Genomic DNA, 15,770 nt, shown 5'->3' on the forward strand with positions numbered 1-15,770 from the left:
GGTCACGCCCCGCAGTGCCACGTGCCGTACAAAATCAGACGTTCTCCCGCAGACGCTGAGAGACCACCTGCGTCACGCCGTCGCCGCGCATGGAGACACCGTAGAGGGCGTCGGCGATCTCCATCGTCCGCTTGTTGTGCGTGATGACAATCAGCTGTGAGCTTTCCCTCAGTTCCTCGAACAGCCTCAACAGCCGCTGCGTGTTGGTGTCGTCGAGGGCCGCCTCGACCTCGTCCATCACGTAGAACGGCGAGGGCCTGGCCTTGAAGATGGAGATCAGGAACGCCACCGCCGTCAGCGAGCGCTCACCGCCCGACAGCAGCGAGAGGCGCTTGACCTTCTTGCCTGGGGGCCTGGCCTCCACCTCGATGCCCGTGGTCAGCATGTCGCTGGGATCGGTCAGGATCAGCCGCCCCTCCCCGCCGGGAAAGACGCGGGTGAAGATCTGCTCGAACTCCCTGGCCACGTCCTCGTAGGCGGAGGAGAACATCTGCTCGACCCTGTTGTCGACCTCCTGCACGACGGTCATCAGCTCCCGCCGCGTCTTCTTGAGGTCTTCGAGCTGGGAGGTCAGGAACGCGTGGCGCTCCTCCAGCGCCGCGAACTCCTCCAGCGCCAGCGGGTTGACCTTGCCGAGCTGGTTCATCTGCCGCTCGGCGGCCCGCATCCGCTTCTCCTGCTCCTCCCGCACGTACGGCACGGACGGGTCGCCGGGAACGGCCGCCGCCGGGCCGTACTCGGCGATCAGCGTGTCGGGCGAGACGCCGAACTCCTCCAGCGCCCGCTCCTGCATCTGTTCGAGCCGCATCCGCTGCTCGGTGCGCGCCATCTCGCTGCCGTGGACCCTGTTGACCAGCTTGTCGAGCTCCTGGCCCAGCTCCCTGACCCGCAGCCGCACCTGCTTCAGCTCGGCGTCGACGGCCACCCGCGCCAGGTCGGCCTCGTCGCGCTCGCGCGCGGCCAGCTCGATCGAGATGGCCAGGGCGCGCAGCACCTGCTTGACCCCCCGCACCACCGACTCGGCGACCGCCGCCTGACGCCTGCGCCGCTCGCGCTGCGCGGCGGCCGTCAGCCGCTCCTGACGCTCGCGCTGGGCGGCCCTCAGCAGGCCGTCGGCCCGGCCCGCGATGCCCTTGACCCGCTCCTCGGCCGTGCGGACCTGAAGGCGCGTCTCCATCTCGCTCTGCCTGGCCAGCTGGCAGGTCGTGGCCAGCTCGTCACGCGCCTCAGTGGTCGGCTCGGTCTCCAGCTCCTGCGCGTACTCGGCCTCGGCGAGCTCGATCTCCAGCTCCGACAGCTCGGCCAGGCCCTCCTCACGCGCCTCCTGCGCCGCCCGCACGCTGCCCGCCAGCCGCTCGGACTCGTCGGCCGCGGCCTTGGCCGCCGCGCCCAGCTGGGCCAGCCGCCTGGCCGCCGCCGCGCCGGCCTGGTCGGCCTCCCGCTGCCGGGCCCTGACCTGGTCGAGCACGCCCTGGCTGGCGCTGACGCCCGCCTGCGCGCTGCCGGCCGCGCTCTGCGCCTCGTTGACGTGGGACTGGGCGGCCTCCAGCGCCGCCTGCGCCTGCGCCTCGGCCGCCGCGGACTCCTCCAGGACGACCACCGTGCTCTCGGCGCGCTCCTTGGCCTCCTCCAGGTCGGCGATCGCGTCGTCGAGCGCGGCCCGCACCTGCAGCACGGAGGTGCCGCCCTCGGAGCCGCCGCTCGCCAGATGGGCGCCGACGACGTCGCCGCCGCGCGTGACGGCCCGCAGGCCGGGGTGCCGCTCGACGAGGGCGCGGGCAGCGTCGAGGTCGGCCACGACGGCCACGTCCGCGAGCAGGTGGTCGACCGCCGCCCTGAGGTGGCCGGGAACGCCGACCAGCTCCGCCGCCCACCGCCCCCCATCAGGCAGTACGGCACGCTCCCCGGCCACCGCTCCGGCAGGCGCTCCAGCCGCCCCTGAGGTCGCGCCCCTGGGTGCGCCCGCCACCAGCAGGGTCGCCTGGCCCGCCTCCTTGGCCCTCAGGTGCTCCAGCGCCTCCACCGCCGTGCCGACCGACTCGACGGCGACGGCCTCGGCCACCGGGCCGAGCACGGCGGCGATGGCCACCTCGAACCCCGGCGTGACCGTCATCGCGGCGGCCAGCGGCCCGAGCACGCCCGACAAGCCCGCCGCCACCAGCGCGGCCCCGCCGTCGGCCCCCTTGGCCAGGCCGAGCTCCAACGCCTCACGCCGGGCCTGGAGCGCCGCGACCGAGCGCTGCGCCTCCTGGTCGGCGGCGCGTGCCGTACCGACCGCCGCCTTGGCCGCCTGCAGCGCGGCGCGGGGCGCCGCCAGCGCCTCCTTTGCCTGCTCGACGACCTCGTGGGCGGCCTCGGCGACCGACCTGGCCTCCTCGACCGCCGCCTGGGCGGTGAGCAGCTCCTCGGCAAGCGCGGGATCGGCCGCGGGCTCGTCGGCCTCCTGCTCCCTCAGCTCGTCACGGGCGCGCGCGGCCCGCTCGTCGGCCTCCGCGACGGCCCTGCTCAGCCTGCCGATCTCCTCCTCGGCGGCGCGGGCTCGGCTACGCGCGGAGTCGACCCGCCCGCGCAGCCTGGCCAGGCCCTCGCGCCGGTCGGCCGCCGCCCGCGCGGCCATCGCCAGGCGCTGCTCCTCCGCCTTGAGCGCGCTCTCGGCCTCCTCGCGCCGCTCCACGGCCGCTTCCAGCAGCTCCTGCGCCTGCTCCAGCGCCGCGGCCAGCTCAAGCTCCTGCTCGCGAACCTCGGCCGCCTCCCGCTCCAGCTCCTCGGGGTCGCGGCCACGCCGTTCGATCGAGGCGGCGTCGAGGGCGTGCCGGTGGCGCTCGGCCGCCAGGTGCTCCAGGCCGGTGAAACGTTCCCGTAGCGAGGCGAGGCGGAAGTAGGTCTCCTGGGCGGCGGTGAGCCTGGGCTGCGCCTCGGCCTCGGCGGCCTCCAGCGCCTCCTCGCGCCGCTGCCCCTCGGCCAGCTCGGCCTCCACCTGAGCCCTGCGCGACAGGATCGCCGCCTCGTCGGCCGCCTCCCGCTCCAGGGTCTCCCGCAGGATGCACACGTCGTCGGCCAGCAGCCGCAGCCGCGCGTCACGCAGGTCGGCCTGGATCACGGCCGCCTTGCGGGCGATCTCCGCCTGCCTGCCGAGCGGCTTGAGCTGGCGGCGCAGCTCGGTGGCGAGGTCCTGCGCCCTGGTGAGGTTGGCCTGCATCGCGTCGAGCTTGCGCAGCGCCTTCTCCTTGCGCTTGCGGTGCTTGAGCACGCCGGCGGCCTCCTCGATGAAGGCCCGCCGGTCCTCAGGCCCGGCGTGGAGCACCGCGTCGAGTTGGCCCTGACCGACGATGACGTGCATCTCTCGGCCGATGCCCGAGTCGGACAGCAGCTCCTGGATGTCGAGCAGGCGGCAGGTGTCGCCGTTGATCGCGTACTCGCTCTGCCCCGACCTGAACATCAGGCGGCTGATCGTCACCTCGGTGTAGTCGATCGGCAGCGCGCCGTCTGAGTTGTCGATCGTCAGCGTCACCTCGGCCCTGCCGAGCGGCGGGCGGCTGGAGGTGCCGGCGAAGATGACGTCCTCCATCTTGCCGCCGCGCAGCGACTTGGCACTGTGCTCGCCCATGACCCAGGCCAGGGCGTCGACGACGTTGGACTTGCCGGAGCCGTTGGGGCCGACCACGCAGGTGATGCCGGGTTCGAGGCGGAGGGCGGTGGCGGAGGCGAAGGACTTGAAGCCGCGCAGCGTGAGGGTCTTCAGATACACCGAACGCTGCCCTCCCTGAACCGACTCCGGGAAAGCCTACTGGTCCGCGGCGACAACCGCCGGTCACCGCGCTTCCATCACCTCGCGGGCAGTAAAAACGCCCCCAGGAAAAGGAAGCGGAGAAAATAACAAGGGACGTCTCTCCGAGACGTCCCTGATCGGCGCTCCCGATCTCTCAGGTGAGAGCCGGCTCGCGTTCCTGCAGACGGCTGAACGCCTCATCACGTGTCTGCGCTGCAAGAGCGTCATTTTGTGCCTGGAGCCGGGTGAGTTCTGCCTCCAGATCACGGATCCGCTGCTGCAAACGGCGCATCTCCGAGACCATCCGAGGGTCAGGACCGCCGACGTGGCCGAGTAGAGCCTTCGCCATGGTAAAGGGTCCTCCACGCTGAGTGACCAGACTGGTTCGCGCACTTCTTGTTCTGCGGGAGGGGTGCGCGTGGTACCTACCAAGAGTCGCATCGGCAGTTGGGACGGTCAAGTCGAACGAACCGCACGGGCCTACCGATGGGCACTCCCGACATATAAATATACCCTATTTGGGGGGTTTGACGAAAGGGCTACCGTTCTACAAACCCGCTCAAACTACCTCGTGCTTCACTCCAGCGCTCCACAACTCCATCCACTCTGCCCGGTGTGTCGCAACCCCTGAGCAGCTCGACCAGCTTGACGCCGGCCGCCCTCGGCCCCTCGGCGACCACCTCCACCCGCCCGTCGGCGGTGTTGCGGGCCCAGCCGACCAGCCCGAGCTCCAGCGCCCTGGCCCTGGTCCACCAGCGGAACCCGACTCCTTGCACGCGACCGCGCACCCACACGGTCAACCGAACGTCGTCACTCATGACCCACTCCTGCCTGCTGGAAGGCGCGCACCGCCGCCGTCTCCCCCTCCTTGCGCCAGACCAGGCCGAGCACCGAATCGGGCAGCCCCTCGACCGGCACGAACGTGACGTCGTCGCGCCCGTGGTAGGCGGCCGTCGGGGTGCAGAAGAGCATGGCGCCCCTGTTCAGCGCGACCAGCGTGAGGCCTTCCTGGCTGGTGGAGACCGTACCCGCCGAAGGGATCGCGCTCCCCAGCGGCGTGGTCGCGGGCGCGGTGAGCTCGCGCCACCTGCGGGGAGCGGGCCCGTCGAGCCCCACCAGCGCCAGCCCGGCGAGCTCCTCCGCCTCGATGCGCGACCTGCCCGCCAGCGGGTGGCGCGGCGAGAGCGCGACCTTCATCGGGACCTTGTTCAGCCCCGCGCCCGTCACCAGGTCGGGCTCGTCCACGGGCAGCAGCGTGAAGCTCACATCCACCCTGCCCGCGCGCAGCTTGCCGAACGGGTCGGCCATCGGCACCTCGACCAGCTCCACCTCGCACGCGGGGTTGAGCCGCTCGAACTCCCTGACCGTCGCGGTGACGACGTCCGTCGGCGTGCCGAGGAAACCGACCCGCAGCACACCCTCGACCGAGCGGGCGGCCGACCTGGCCCTCGCGACCGCGACGGCCAGCCCGTCGTAGGCGGGGCGCAGGTCGGCGAGGAAGCGCTCACCCAGCGGCGTCAGCCGTACGCGCCTGCTGGTGCGCTCGAACAACCTGGCCCCGATCCTGGTCTCCAGCGCGCGCACGAGCTGGCTGACCCGGCCGGGCGACAGGTAGAGCCGCTCCGCGGCCTTGGCGAAGTGCAGCTCCTCGCTGAGCACGACGAAGCACTCCAGCTCTCTGAACTCCATCACGACTCCTTAGCCTGACTAAACCAAGGCTTCGATCTTCGTCATTGTTCCCGCAGGCGGGGCCCGAGAAGGCTGGGGCCATGACGACTGTCGAAACCGCCAGAGTTTCCTGGCTCCCCGTCGCCTCCGTCGCGGTGGGCACCTTCACCATCGTGACCAGCGAGATGCTGCCCGTCGGCCTGCTGACCCCGATGGGCGCGACGCTGGGCGTCTCCGCCGGTACGGCGGGGCTGACCATGTCCGCGCCCGGCGTCGTGGCCGCGCTTTCCGCACCCCTCCTGGCGGTGGTCGCGGGACGCGTCGACCGGCGGATCGTGCTGATGGCGTTGATGGCGCTGCTCGCGGGCGCGAACCTGGTGGCCGCCTTCTCCCCTACCTACGCGGTCATGCTGGCCGCCAGGGTGCTCGTGGGCGTGAGCATCGGCGGGTTCTGGGCGTTCGCCGCGGGCCTGGCCGGACGTCTGGTGCCCGAGCGGCACATCGGCAGGGCGGCCGCGATGATCGCCGGTGGCGTCTCCGTGGCCTCGGTGCTGGGCGTGCCCGCGGGCACGCTGATCCTGTCCTGGGCGGGCTGGCGGGCGGCGTTCGTGGCTGTGTCCGTGCTGGCCGTCGTGGTTCTGGTCGCGCTCGCCGTCCTGCTGCCGCCGCTACCTGCCACCCGCGCGGTACGGCCCGCCGAACTGGCCGGCGTCTGGCGCGACGGCCGGCTCAGGACCGTCCTGGTCGCCACCGCGCTGGTCGTGACCGGGCACTTCGCCGCCTACACCTACATCCGCCCGTTCCTTGAGCAGGTCTCCGCCGCGGGGCCCGGGCTGATCAGCGCCCTCCTCCTCGCGTACGGCGTCGCCGGTGTCGCGGGCAACTTCGGCGCCGGAGCACGGGCCGCGCACCGGCCGAGGCAGGTCATGGTGGTGCTCGCCGTCCTGATCGCGGTGTCGACCATCGGACTGCCACTCGCGGGTTCCGCCATGCTGCTGCTCTGGGGCGTCTCCTACGGCGGCGTCTCGGTGACCGGTCAGCTCTGGGTGGCCAGGGCGGGCGGCGGCGAGGCAGGCATGGCCATGCTGTCGTCGGTCTTCAACGCGGCCATCGCACTGGGCGCGCTGCTGGGCGGCGGGATCGTGGACGCCGCCTCGCCGAGCGCGGCCATGTGGTTCGGGGCCGCGCTCGCCCTGCTCACCGCGGCTTACGCTGGCATCTGGGGCAGGAGAACGACGACCGGTTCATGAACGCGTCGCGCCTGATCGGCGTGCCGCACCGCGAGCACGGCAGGTCACGCCTGCCGTACGCCTCCAGGGAGCGCTCGAAGTAGCCGCTCTCGCCGTTGACGTTGACGTAGAGGCTGTCGAACGAGGTGCCGCCCTGCAGCAGGGCGGCGCTCATGACCTGGCGGACGGCGGCGAGCAGCTCGGCGATCTTGGCCTTGGAGAGAGTCTCCGTGGGCCGTGCCCAGTGGAGCCTGGCCAGCCAGAGCGCCTCGTCGGCGTAGATGTTGCCGACACCGCTGATCAGCGACTGGTCGAGCAGTGCCCGCTTGATCTCGGTGCGCTTGGCGCGCAGCCTCCTGGTGAACAGCTCCTCGTCGAAGGCCGCCTCGAACGGGTCGGGCGCGATGTGCGCGATCGGCTCGGGCACGCCACCGACGAGCGCGGTCAGCATCACGTGGCCGAACGTGCGCTGGTCGACGAAGCGCAGGTCGTTGCCGTGGTCGGCGAACGACAGCCGTACCCTGAGGTGCTTCTCCAGGACCGCCTCGGGAGAGACCATGAGCAGCTGCCCGCTCATGCCGAGATGGGCGAGGATCGCCTCGTCGCCGTCGAGCGGCAGCCACAGATACTTGCCCCGCCGCTCCGCGGAGACGATCACCCGGTCGGCGACGTCGAAAATTCCGATCTGCCGCCGTACGGCACGCGGATGCAGGACCTCGCTCGCGGCGATCGTCCGCCCCGCGACCCATTCGGCCAGACCGCGGCGGACGACTTCGACCTCCGGCAGCTCGGGCATGTCAACCCGCCGGCTGGCTCTCGCGCTGTTCCCTGCGCGCCCTGATGCGGGTCCACGCGGCCTCGGCCGCCTGCTGCTCGGCCTCCTTCTTGCTGCGGCCCTTGCCCGAGCCGTAGGCCTCGCCGCCGACGCGCACCTCGGCGGTGAAGGACTTGGCGTGGTCGGGGCCGCTCTCCTCGACGTGGTACTCGGGCACGCCGAGCGACTCGGAGGCGGTGAGCTCCTGCAGCGAGGTCTTCCAGTCGAGCCCGGCGCCGAGCGAGGCCGACCGGGTGATCAGCGGGTCGAACAGCACGTGGACGACCCTGAAGGACTCGTCGAGGCCGAGGTCGACGTAGACGGCGCCGATCAGCGCCTCAAGGGTGTCGGCGAGGATCGACGACTTGTCGCGCCCGCCCGTGCCCTCCTCGCCCCTGCCCAGGCGCAGGAACTTGCCCAGACCGAGCTGCCTGGCCACGTCGGCCAGCGCGCGCATGTTGACCACGGCCGCCCTGAGCTTGGCCAGCTGGCCCTCGGGCAGGTCGGGATGGTTGCGGTAGAGGGTGTCGGTGACCACCAGGCCCAGCACCGAGTCGCCGAGGAACTCCAGGCGCTCGTTGGTGGGCAGACCGCCGTTCTCGTAGGCGTAGGAGCGGTGCGTCAGCGCCCGCTCCAGGATGTCGGCGTCGAGCCTGACGGAAAGAACCCGCTCAAGCTCGTCTCTGGCGACCTCGACAGCAACTGGCTTGGGACCTGTGCCCACGTTCACTCCTCCTCAGAGCATCTCTCCTGAACGCGCGTGGGCGATGGAACTGAGAGATGCCCGAAAACGTGGTGGGCGTCGGGGACCAGCCCCGGCGTCCACCACGGCCGCGGGCGAACCGCCGCCGCACGCACCTGAGACGGTAACGCCGACCGGGCACTATTGCATCCGGTCGGCATTCCGTCAACAGCCGTTGGGAAGCGCGATCAGTCGCGCTCCTTGCTGGAATGTGCGATCAGGCGGACGGCTCGATGACCTGACGGCGGTTGTAGGTGCCGCAGGTCGGGCACGCGATGTGCGGCTGCTTGGGCGAACGGCACTGCGGGCAGCTCACCAGCGCGACAGCAGACGTCTTCCACTGGGCGCGGCGGGAGCGGGTGTTGCTCCGCGACATCTTCCGCTTCGGGACGGCCACGTCACTTCTCCTGATCGTTATCGTTCTCGGAAAACAGACCCTGCAACGACGCCCAGCGAGCGTCGATCATCTCGTGCCCGTGGTCAGGGCCGGCCTCGGCCAGCTTGACCCCGCATTCCGCGCACAGCCCCGCGCAGTCTTCACCACAGACGGGGCTGAGCGGCAGTGCGAGCACCACCGCGTCGCGGAACGTCGGCTCGAGGTCGAGAAGGTCACCGTCGAGCAGCGAATCGTCCTCCGAGGCGTCCTCGTCGGAGTAGAAGAACAGCTCCTGCAGATTGACCTCGATCTCCGAGGTCAACGAGTCGAGACACCGAGCACACTCCCCCGCGAGGGGAGCGCGTGCGGTGCCCGAGACGAGCACGCCTTCCATCACTGCTTCGAGCCTGATGTCCAGCTCGACTTCGGCGTCCTTGGGGACACCGATCATGTCGACGCCGAGATCTGCCGGTGCCGGGAGGGACAGAGTCATCTGCCGCATCGAGCCCGGCCGCCTGCCCAGGTCATGAGTGGAGATCACCCACGGGGCGCGGGGGTCGAGGTGCTGAGTCATCCTGCTCTCGTTAGGCATGGCGAAATCGTCGCCGTCGTACAAGGCCAGATAGCAACGATACCAGGCACCGGTCAGCCCCTGAGCCGTTCGATCAAGAGCTTGTGCACCAGATCGGGGACAAGCCCCGACACATCGCCGCCGTAGCGGGCGATCTCCTTCACGCGGGACGACGACAGGAACGAGTATTCCGGATTTGTCGGCATGAAAAGCGTCTCGACGCCCGACAGCCGGTAGTTGAGCTGCGCCATCTGCAACTCGTAGTCGAAGTCGCTGACCACGCGGATGCCCTTGACGATCGCCGGGATGTCGTTCTGGCGGCAGAAGTCCACCAGCAGCCCGTGGAACTTCTCGACCCTGACGTTGGGGTACTCCTTGGTCACCGTATGGAGGATGTCGATGCGCTCCTCCACCGTGAACAGGCTCTTCTTCTCGACGTTGATCAGAACGGCGACCGTCACCTCGTCATACAGCCGGGCTGCCCGGCCGATGATGTCGAGGTGTCCGTTGGTGATGGGGTCGAACGACCCCGGGCACACTACGCGGCGCACATCGCCTCCCACGTTTACGGGTTCCCGGCGGCGCGACCGTACCAAACGGCCGCTTCGCCGTAACGACGGACCCTCTCCTCTTCGTAGCCCGGGGGCCACTCCAGGTCCTTCCCCCTGCTCTCGCGTTCCACCGCGACGAGCGCGCCAGGCGCGAGCCACCCGTTGTCGCGCAACGACTCCAGGACCCTCCTGATGCCCTCGTCGGTGACCGCGTAGGGCGGATCGGCGAACACGATGTCGTACGGCTCGCCCGGCCTGGCCAGCAGCCTCTCCACCCGGTCGGCCACCACCTGCGCCGCCTCGAAGCCCAGGTCACGCACGTTGGCCTTGATCGTCCTGACCGCCTTCGCGTCGGACTCGACCAGCAGCGCGTGGGCCGCGCCCCTCGACAGCGCCTCCAGCCCGACCGCGCCCGAACCCGCGTACAGGTCGATCACCCGCGCGCCCTCGATGCCGTGCAACGAGTCGAGGGTCGAGAAAATCCCTTCTCTGGCCCTGTCACTGGTAGGCCGCGTCGTCCGGCCCTGCGGCACCGCCAGGCGTCTGCCACCCGCGCTACCCGCGATGATCCGCGTCATGTCGCCCATTCTTCCGTATGTCCACGCAGGTCAAGAGTGGACAAGTGTCTGCCTCGATCACGCAAGGGTCGTAGCCACGCCCCCCGGGGGCCAGCATGATGATGACTGCGACCTTCGAGGTGACCCACATGAAGGTCGACCGGCGTGATCGTGAGCCCTTCCGCACGCCGGTTCCCTCGGCACCTGACCCGAGGGTGGGCCCAGCCGGGGACGGCATTCGGGGGGAGGCCGTCCCCGGCGCTGGGCGATTTTGTGATCATTCTGTACGGCTGGGCCGGGTTACGGCCACCGTGGTCACCGGTGACCGCCTGCCCATCACGGCACTCCCGCTCACCGGCGCGCCATGGTGACGTCGGGTTTGCTGGCCGACTTCTTCGGTTCCCACCCTGGGCATCGCGCCTACCTTTCCGGATCCGTCACCTCCGCGGTCCGTCACCGCTGCCCGCGTCGCACAGCCACCCCGTCCTCCGGGTCCGCCGCCTCGCCCGCCCGGGCGGCGGGTCAGGTCTTTTCCAGAAAGTCGGATCTTTCGTCGCCCAGGAGGCGGTCGATCTCGGCGCGGAGGCCCTTGTGTGACGACAGCGAGGGGTCGGTCGCCAGCAGGGCCGCCGCCTCCTGCCTGGCCGAGACGATCACGTCCTCGTCGCGCAGCAACTGGAGCAGCTTCAGCGACGACCGCTTGCCCGACTGCGCCGCCCCCAGCACGTCGCCCTCCCGCCGCTGCTCCAGGTCGACGCGCGACAGCACGAACCCGTCGAGCGTCGAGGCCACCGCGTCGAGCCGCTCCCGCGCCGGCGTGCCCGCCGCGAACTCCGTCACCAGCAGGCACAGCCCCGGCAGCCCGCCCCGCCCGACCCGCCCTCTGAGCTGGTGGAGCTGCGAGACTCCGAACCTGTCGGCGTCCATGATGATCATGACGGAGGAGTTGGGCACGTCGACGCCCACCTCGATCACCGTCGTCGCCACCAGCACGTCGACCTCACCGCGCGAGAAGGCCCGCATGATCGCGTCCTTCTCCTCGGGCGGGAGCTTGCCGTGCAGCACCTCCACGCGCAGCCCGTCGAGCGGCCCCGAGGCGAGCATCTCGGCCACCTCCAGCACCGCCAGCGGCGGCCGCTTGTCGTCGTCGGAGGCGGTCAGGTCGCCCTCGTCGCCCTCCAGGTCGCCGATGCGCGGGCACACGATGTAGGCCTGGCGGCCGAGGCCCACCTCCTCCCGCACCCGCTCCCACGTGCGTTCGAGGTAGTGGGGCTTCTCGGCGGCGGGGACGACGTGCGAGGTGATCGGCGCGCGGCCGGACGGCAGCTGCGAGAGCGTCGAGACCTCCAGGTCGCCGAAGACGGTCATGGCGACCGTGCGCGGGATCGGGGTGGCGGTCATGACCAGCACGTGGGGCCGCCCGCCCGCGACCTTCTCGCGCAACGCGTCGCGCTGCTCGACGCCGAACCTGTGTTGCTCGTCGACCACGACCAGGCCGAGGTCGGCGAACTGCACGTGCTCCTGGAGCAGCGCGTGGGTGCCGACGACGATGCCTGCCGTACCGGAGGCGGCGTCGAGGAGGGCGGCGCGGCGCGCGGCCGCGCCCATGGAGCCGGTGAGCAGGCCCACGGCGGTGCCGCCGAACATGCCGCCCGCGGCCAGGTCGCCCAGCATCGCGGTGATCGAGCGGTGGTGCTGCTGGGCCAGCACCTCGGTGGGCGCGAGCAGCACCGCCTGGCCGCCGGCGTCGACGACCTGCAGCATCGCGCGCAGCGCCACCACCGTCTTGCCCGCGCCGACCTCGCCCTGCAGCAACCGGTGCATCGGGTGCTCGGCCGCCAGGTCGGCGGCGATCTCCGCGCCGACCGCCGCCTGCCCCTCGGTCAGCGCGAACGGCAGCCGCTCGTCGAAGGCCGCCAGCAGGCCGCCGGCCACCAGGGGCCGGGCCTTGGCCGGCCAGGCGACCGCCGCCTGCCTACGCTGCAGCAGGACGGCCTGCAGCACGAACGCCTCGTCGAACTTCAGCCGCTTCTGCGCCCGCACCACGTCGCCGAAGTCTTTCGGCCGGTGGATCGCCACCAGCGCGTCGGCCAGGTCGGGCAGCTTGTGCCTGCGGCGCAGCTCCAGCGGCAGCGGATCGTCCAGCGGACCCAGCGTGTCGAGGACCACCCCCACCGCCCTGCGGATGGCCCACGGGGTGACGTCCTTGCCCGCCGGATAGATCGGCACGGGGGCGGCGGCGAACTCCTCCGCGCTCTCCTCGGTCTCGTCCTCGAACAGCTCGAACTCGGGATGGCTGAGCTGCCACCTGGGGGTGCCGCGGGCGCCGAACAGGCCGACCTTGCCGGCGAACATGCCGCGCCGCCCCGTCTTCAGCCGCGACTCGGCCACGTGGGAGCCCTTGCCGAAGAACGACAGATAGATCTTCTTGCCGGTGCCGTCGACGACCTCGACCTCGAGCCAGGTGCCGCCCCTGTTGCGCATGGGTTTGCGCATCAGCCGCGTGACCTCGCCGACCACAGTGACGTGCTCGTCGACCTCCAGCGCGTCGAGCGAGGTGAGCTCGCCGCGCTCGGCGTAGCGGCGTGGGTAGTGGCGCAGCAGGTCGCCGACCGTCTCCAGCTCCAGGACGCTCTGCAGCAGCTTGGCGGTCTTGGGATCGAGCGCCTTGGTCAGCGGCTCGTCGAATCGACTCACGTCAACCAGTTCTACCGCGTGCGACCGACAGGATTCACTCGACACCGATGAGCAGCGGGTAGCCGCCCTGTTCTCCCGCGTAGACGACGACCTCCACATCGGGTCTGGTCCGCGCCAGGAACTCCGCCACGGCCTGCGCGAGCGGTTCTGGCGCGTCGGCCCCCGTGACGAGCGTGACCAGCTCACCGCCGCCCGCCACCATCCGGCCGACGATCAGCACGGCGACCTCGGGCAGCGTGTCGCCGATGACGGCCACGTCGCCGTCGATCATCCCGAGCACGTCGCCCGGCCTGCACAGGCCCGCGCTGGTGAGCACCTGCCGGTCCGCGACGGTCAGGTGGCCGTAGCGGGTGTGGCCCGCCGCGTCCGTCATGGCGACCACGTCGTCGTCGAAGCGACGCAGCCGATCGTGTACGGCCAGCGCGGCCAGGCCCTGCACGGTCGCCTTGGTCGGCAGCACGCTCACCACCACGCCGTCCTCACGCGCGATCTCCGCCGCCGCGACGGCGACGGCGCGCACGCCCTCGTCGTTCGGCAGTACCGCCACCTCGTCGCCCGACTCGCGGATCGCCGCCAGCATTGCGGGCAGGGACGGGCTCGACCCTGGCTCCCGCCGTACGACGACGGCCCCGCACTCCTCGAACAGGGCCGCGATCCCCTCGCCCGCGGCCACCGCCACCACTCCCCTGCCGCCGCCCGCCCTGTGGGTGCGGTCCGGCGCGGCCAGGTAGGTGATCCTGATCCGGTGCGGCCTGCCCGCGCGCAACGCCGCCTCGATCGCCTGTCCGGCCTCGTCGACGTGCACGTGGACGTTCCACAGCCCGTCGCCGCCGACCACCACCAGCGAGTCGCCGAGCCCGTCGAGCTCGGCGCGCAGTTTGCCCACCGCCTCGTCGTCGGCGTCGAGCAGGTACATCACCTCGTAGCCGGCGCCCGGCCCGGTCATCGGCGCCACCCGCCGCGTCGGCGCGGGCACCTCGTAGCGCTGGGTGTAGGAGTCGGTGACGACCTCGGCGAGCGCCTCCATGATGATCGCCACGCCCGCGCCGCCCGCGTCGACCACCCCGCTGCGGGCCAGCACGTCCAGTTGCTCGGTGGTACGGCGCAGCGCCGCCCGCGCCTCGGCCGCCGCCCCTCGCGCGGTCGCGTCGAGATCGCCGTCGCCCACGCCATCGGCGACCGCCTCCAGCACGCTGAGGACGGTCCCGTCGGCCGGCCTGGCCACCGCGCCCCTGGCCAGCCGGGCCGCCTCGACCAGCCCCTCGCGCAGGTCGGCGGCGGTGCCCTCGCGCTCCTTCAGCACCTCCGCCATGCCCCTGAGCGCCTGGCTGACGATCACGCCCGAGTTGCCCCTCGCGCCGACCAGCGCGCCGTACGCCAGGGTCTGCCACACCACGGCAGGACCCACGTCCTCTGGCAGCGCCTCGACCGCCTCGGCCGCCGAGATCATGGTGAGGTGCAGGTTGGTGCCGGTGTCGCCGTCGGCGACGGGAAAGACGTTGAGCGCGTCGATGTCCGCCCTCGCCGTGCCGAGCGCGTCGGCGGCCAGCGCTAGCGTTTCCTGCGGAGAATATCCCCAACATCCCCCGTGCCGCCGCGTGAGTTCGCGGTCAGGGGTATGGATCGGATATCCTCGTCTGGCTGGCCGGTTGTCCCCGGCATGCCCTCCGCCCGAAACACCAAGCGGACTGGGCTTATCGACTGAAAAGGAGCGATACCGTGGCTTCCGTCTGCGATGTCTGCCGCAAGGGCCCGACCTTTGGTAACAACGTGTCCCACTCCCACCGTCGCACCCGTCGTCGTTGGAACCCCAACATCCAGACGGTTCGCGCGGTCGTGGGCGGCACGCCCAAGAAGCTGAACGTGTGCACCTCGTGCATCAAGGCTGGCAAGGTCGCCCGCTAGTCTTCACGACTTTCCGAAAGCCCGGCGCTCGATTCGAGCGCCGGGCTTTCGGCGTTTTCGCGGGTTTCCTCAGGTAGAAGGTTTCTTACACCGAGACGAACATCTGCTCGAAAAGCGAGTTGCGTCACGCTGGGTGAGCACCTATGGTCATCGCGTGACAATCACGCTTACCCCCCGTGGTTATACTGACGGTATGACCAAGAAGATCGGCGTCAGCCTCCCCGACGACCTCTACGCCTGGATGCAGAGCCAAGTCAGGGAAGGCCAGGCCGACTCCGTGTCAGGCATGATCGCCCAGGCGATGGGCGCGATCCGGCAGCGCACCGAGCTCGCCGCACTGGTCGACGAGCTCAAGGCAGAGTTCGGTGAGCCAAGCCCAGAGGCCAAGGCGAAGATCGATAACGCGCTCGAAAACCTGCGCAGGTTGCGCGAGGGCGGTGTCGCATGAAGCCACCCGTGGAGAAGGCCGAAAAGCCCACCTTCGTCTTCGACTCCGGAGCCCTCATCCAACTCGAGCGCGGCAACGACACCGTGCTCGACGCGGTGGCGCGCGTCTCAGCGGGCGAAGCGATCGGTGTCGTGCCGCGGACCGTCCTCGCCGAGATCTGGCGCGGCGGTCCTCGTCAGGCCCGCCTGGCCGCCATGCTGAAGCTTGCCGACGGTCAGCGTGAGGCCGATCTCCTGATCGACGAGCTGACCGCACCACGAGCGAGGGAGATCGGTAAGACGATCGCCGCTTGCGGGCATGACGACATCGTCGACGTCAACGTCGCACTCTGCGCGAGGGAGGCCAACGGCCAGATCAAGGCCCTGGTCTTCACCACCGACCGCGATGACCTCCTCAGAGTGGAGTCCGCCCTCAAGACTGTCATCGTCGACGTCTAACCGCCG

The 15,770-nt window shown here is 70.7% G+C and carries 16 protein-coding genes; 4 read left to right on the forward strand and 12 right to left on the reverse strand.

Features of this window, described 5'->3' with window-relative positions; translation table 11 throughout:
• Positions 1-34: 34 nt before the first annotated feature.
• The 4 genes from smc to ACFXJ8_RS30890 all read right to left on the reverse strand — a co-directional run bounded on the left by smc (position 35) and on the right by ACFXJ8_RS30890 (position 5,458).
• The gene (gene smc / locus ACFXJ8_RS30875) at positions 35-3,748 is read right to left on the reverse strand and encodes a chromosome segregation protein SMC (protein ID WP_379647498.1); all 3,714 of its coding nucleotides are present in this window, start codon (positions 3,746-3,748) and stop codon (positions 35-37) included.
• Between the two features lie 175 nt (positions 3,749-3,923).
• Positions 3,924-4,118 carry a hypothetical protein gene (locus ACFXJ8_RS30880; RefSeq protein ID WP_183656443.1) on the reverse strand — a complete coding sequence of 65 codons (195 nt, stop codon included), beginning with the start codon at positions 4,116-4,118 and terminating at the stop codon, positions 3,924-3,926.
• A gap of 190 nt (positions 4,119-4,308) precedes the next feature.
• Entirely contained in the window at positions 4,309-4,587 is a 279-nt protein-coding gene (locus ACFXJ8_RS30885) for an acylphosphatase (RefSeq protein ID WP_379647499.1), read from the reverse strand.
• Entirely contained in the window at positions 4,580-5,458 is an 879-nt protein-coding gene (locus ACFXJ8_RS30890) for a LysR family transcriptional regulator (protein WP_379647500.1), read from the reverse strand. The genes ACFXJ8_RS30885 and ACFXJ8_RS30890 overlap by 8 nt, the downstream gene beginning before the upstream one ends.
• A gap of 80 nt (positions 5,459-5,538) precedes the next feature.
• Here ACFXJ8_RS30890 and ACFXJ8_RS30895 point away from each other — a divergent pair, with 80 nt between their 5' ends.
• Positions 5,539-6,687, forward strand: a complete 1,149-nt coding sequence (locus ACFXJ8_RS30895; RefSeq protein WP_379647501.1) for an MFS transporter — start codon at positions 5,539-5,541, stop codon at positions 6,685-6,687.
• Here the strand turns inward: ACFXJ8_RS30895 and mutM are convergent.
• From mutM to ACFXJ8_RS30935, 8 genes are all read right to left on the reverse strand, one after another.
• Positions 6,635-7,462, reverse strand: coding sequence for a bifunctional DNA-formamidopyrimidine glycosylase/DNA-(apurinic or apyrimidinic site) lyase (mutM, locus tag ACFXJ8_RS30900; protein WP_379647502.1), 828 nt, complete (start codon positions 7,460-7,462; stop codon positions 6,635-6,637). The two genes, ACFXJ8_RS30895 and mutM, sit on opposite strands and share 53 nt — an antisense overlap.
• A 1-nt stretch (position 7,463) precedes the next feature.
• Positions 7,464-8,204 carry a ribonuclease III gene (gene rnc, locus ACFXJ8_RS30905; RefSeq protein WP_379647503.1) on the reverse strand — a complete coding sequence of 247 codons (741 nt, stop codon included), beginning with the start codon at positions 8,202-8,204 and terminating at the stop codon, positions 7,464-7,466.
• Between the two features lie 235 nt (positions 8,205-8,439).
• Positions 8,440-8,619, reverse strand: coding sequence for a 50S ribosomal protein L32 (gene rpmF, locus ACFXJ8_RS30910; RefSeq protein WP_183656428.1), 180 nt, complete (start codon positions 8,617-8,619; stop codon positions 8,440-8,442).
• A gap of 1 nt (position 8,620) precedes the next feature.
• The gene (locus ACFXJ8_RS30915) at positions 8,621-9,190 is read right to left on the reverse strand and encodes a YceD family protein (protein ID WP_379647527.1); all 570 of its coding nucleotides are present in this window, start codon (positions 9,188-9,190) and stop codon (positions 8,621-8,623) included.
• Between the two features lie 53 nt (positions 9,191-9,243).
• On the reverse strand, positions 9,244-9,720 hold the full coding sequence (gene coaD, locus ACFXJ8_RS30920; protein ID WP_379647504.1) for a pantetheine-phosphate adenylyltransferase: 477 nt from the start codon (positions 9,718-9,720) through the stop codon (positions 9,244-9,246).
• Between the two features lie 14 nt (positions 9,721-9,734).
• Positions 9,735-10,298 (reverse strand): 16S rRNA (guanine(966)-N(2))-methyltransferase RsmD, encoded by a 564-nt coding sequence (gene rsmD / locus ACFXJ8_RS30925; protein ID WP_379647505.1) that lies wholly within the window; start codon positions 10,296-10,298, stop codon positions 9,735-9,737.
• Positions 10,299-10,799: 501 nt separating this feature from the next.
• Positions 10,800-12,974: an ATP-dependent DNA helicase RecG gene (gene recG / locus ACFXJ8_RS30930; RefSeq protein ID WP_379647506.1), complete on the reverse strand. Its 2,175-nt coding sequence runs from the start codon at positions 12,972-12,974 to the stop codon at positions 10,800-10,802.
• A 34-nt stretch (positions 12,975-13,008) separates the two neighbouring features.
• A complete protein-coding gene (locus ACFXJ8_RS30935) occupies positions 13,009-14,523 on the reverse strand; it encodes a DAK2 domain-containing protein (protein ID WP_379647528.1) in 1,515 nt (504 codons plus the stop codon).
• Between the two features lie 170 nt (positions 14,524-14,693).
• Here ACFXJ8_RS30935 and rpmB point away from each other — a divergent pair, with 170 nt between their 5' ends.
• The 3 genes from rpmB to ACFXJ8_RS30950 all read left to right on the forward strand — a co-directional run bounded on the left by rpmB (position 14,694) and on the right by ACFXJ8_RS30950 (position 15,764).
• A complete protein-coding gene (gene rpmB, locus ACFXJ8_RS30940) occupies positions 14,694-14,879 on the forward strand; it encodes a 50S ribosomal protein L28 (RefSeq protein WP_354909561.1) in 186 nt (61 codons plus the stop codon).
• 193 nt (positions 14,880-15,072) lie between these two features.
• Positions 15,073-15,327, forward strand: coding sequence for a hypothetical protein (locus tag ACFXJ8_RS30945; protein WP_379647507.1), 255 nt, complete (start codon positions 15,073-15,075; stop codon positions 15,325-15,327).
• Positions 15,324-15,764 (forward strand): PIN domain-containing protein, encoded by a 441-nt coding sequence (locus tag ACFXJ8_RS30950; RefSeq protein WP_379647508.1) that lies wholly within the window; start codon positions 15,324-15,326, stop codon positions 15,762-15,764. The genes ACFXJ8_RS30945 and ACFXJ8_RS30950 overlap by 4 nt, the downstream gene beginning before the upstream one ends.
• Positions 15,765-15,770: the final 6 nt, after the last annotated feature.

Origin of the sequence: Nonomuraea sp. NPDC059194 (assembly GCF_042754765.1) — a bacterium.
GTDB lineage: Bacteria > Actinomycetota > Actinomycetes > Streptosporangiales > Streptosporangiaceae > Nonomuraea.

Bases quoted from the DNA above. Each gene is read 5' to 3' on its own strand.
- rsmD (WP_379647505.1), bottom strand. From the start codon at position 10,298: ATGACGCGGATCATCGCGGGTAGCGCGGGTGGCAGACGCCTGGCGGTG.
- ACFXJ8_RS30945 (WP_379647507.1), top strand. From the start codon at position 15,073: ATGACCAAGAAGATCGGCGTCAGCCTCCCCGACGACCTCTACGCCTGG.
- ACFXJ8_RS30880 (WP_183656443.1), bottom strand. From the start codon at position 4,118: ATGGCGAAGGCTCTACTCGGCCACGTCGGCGGTCCTGACCCTCGGATG.
- mutM (WP_379647502.1), bottom strand. From the start codon at position 7,462: ATGCCCGAGCTGCCGGAGGTCGAAGTCGTCCGCCGCGGTCTGGCCGAA.
- ACFXJ8_RS30915 (WP_379647527.1), bottom strand. From the start codon at position 9,190: ATGCCTAACGAGAGCAGGATGACTCAGCACCTCGACCCCCGCGCCCCG.
- ACFXJ8_RS30950 (WP_379647508.1), top strand. From the start codon at position 15,324: ATGAAGCCACCCGTGGAGAAGGCCGAAAAGCCCACCTTCGTCTTCGAC.
- ACFXJ8_RS30885 (WP_379647499.1), bottom strand. From the start codon at position 4,587: ATGAGTGACGACGTTCGGTTGACCGTGTGGGTGCGCGGTCGCGTGCAA.
- ACFXJ8_RS30895 (WP_379647501.1), top strand. From the start codon at position 5,539: ATGACGACTGTCGAAACCGCCAGAGTTTCCTGGCTCCCCGTCGCCTCC.
- ACFXJ8_RS30890 (WP_379647500.1), bottom strand. From the start codon at position 5,458: ATGGAGTTCAGAGAGCTGGAGTGCTTCGTCGTGCTCAGCGAGGAGCTG.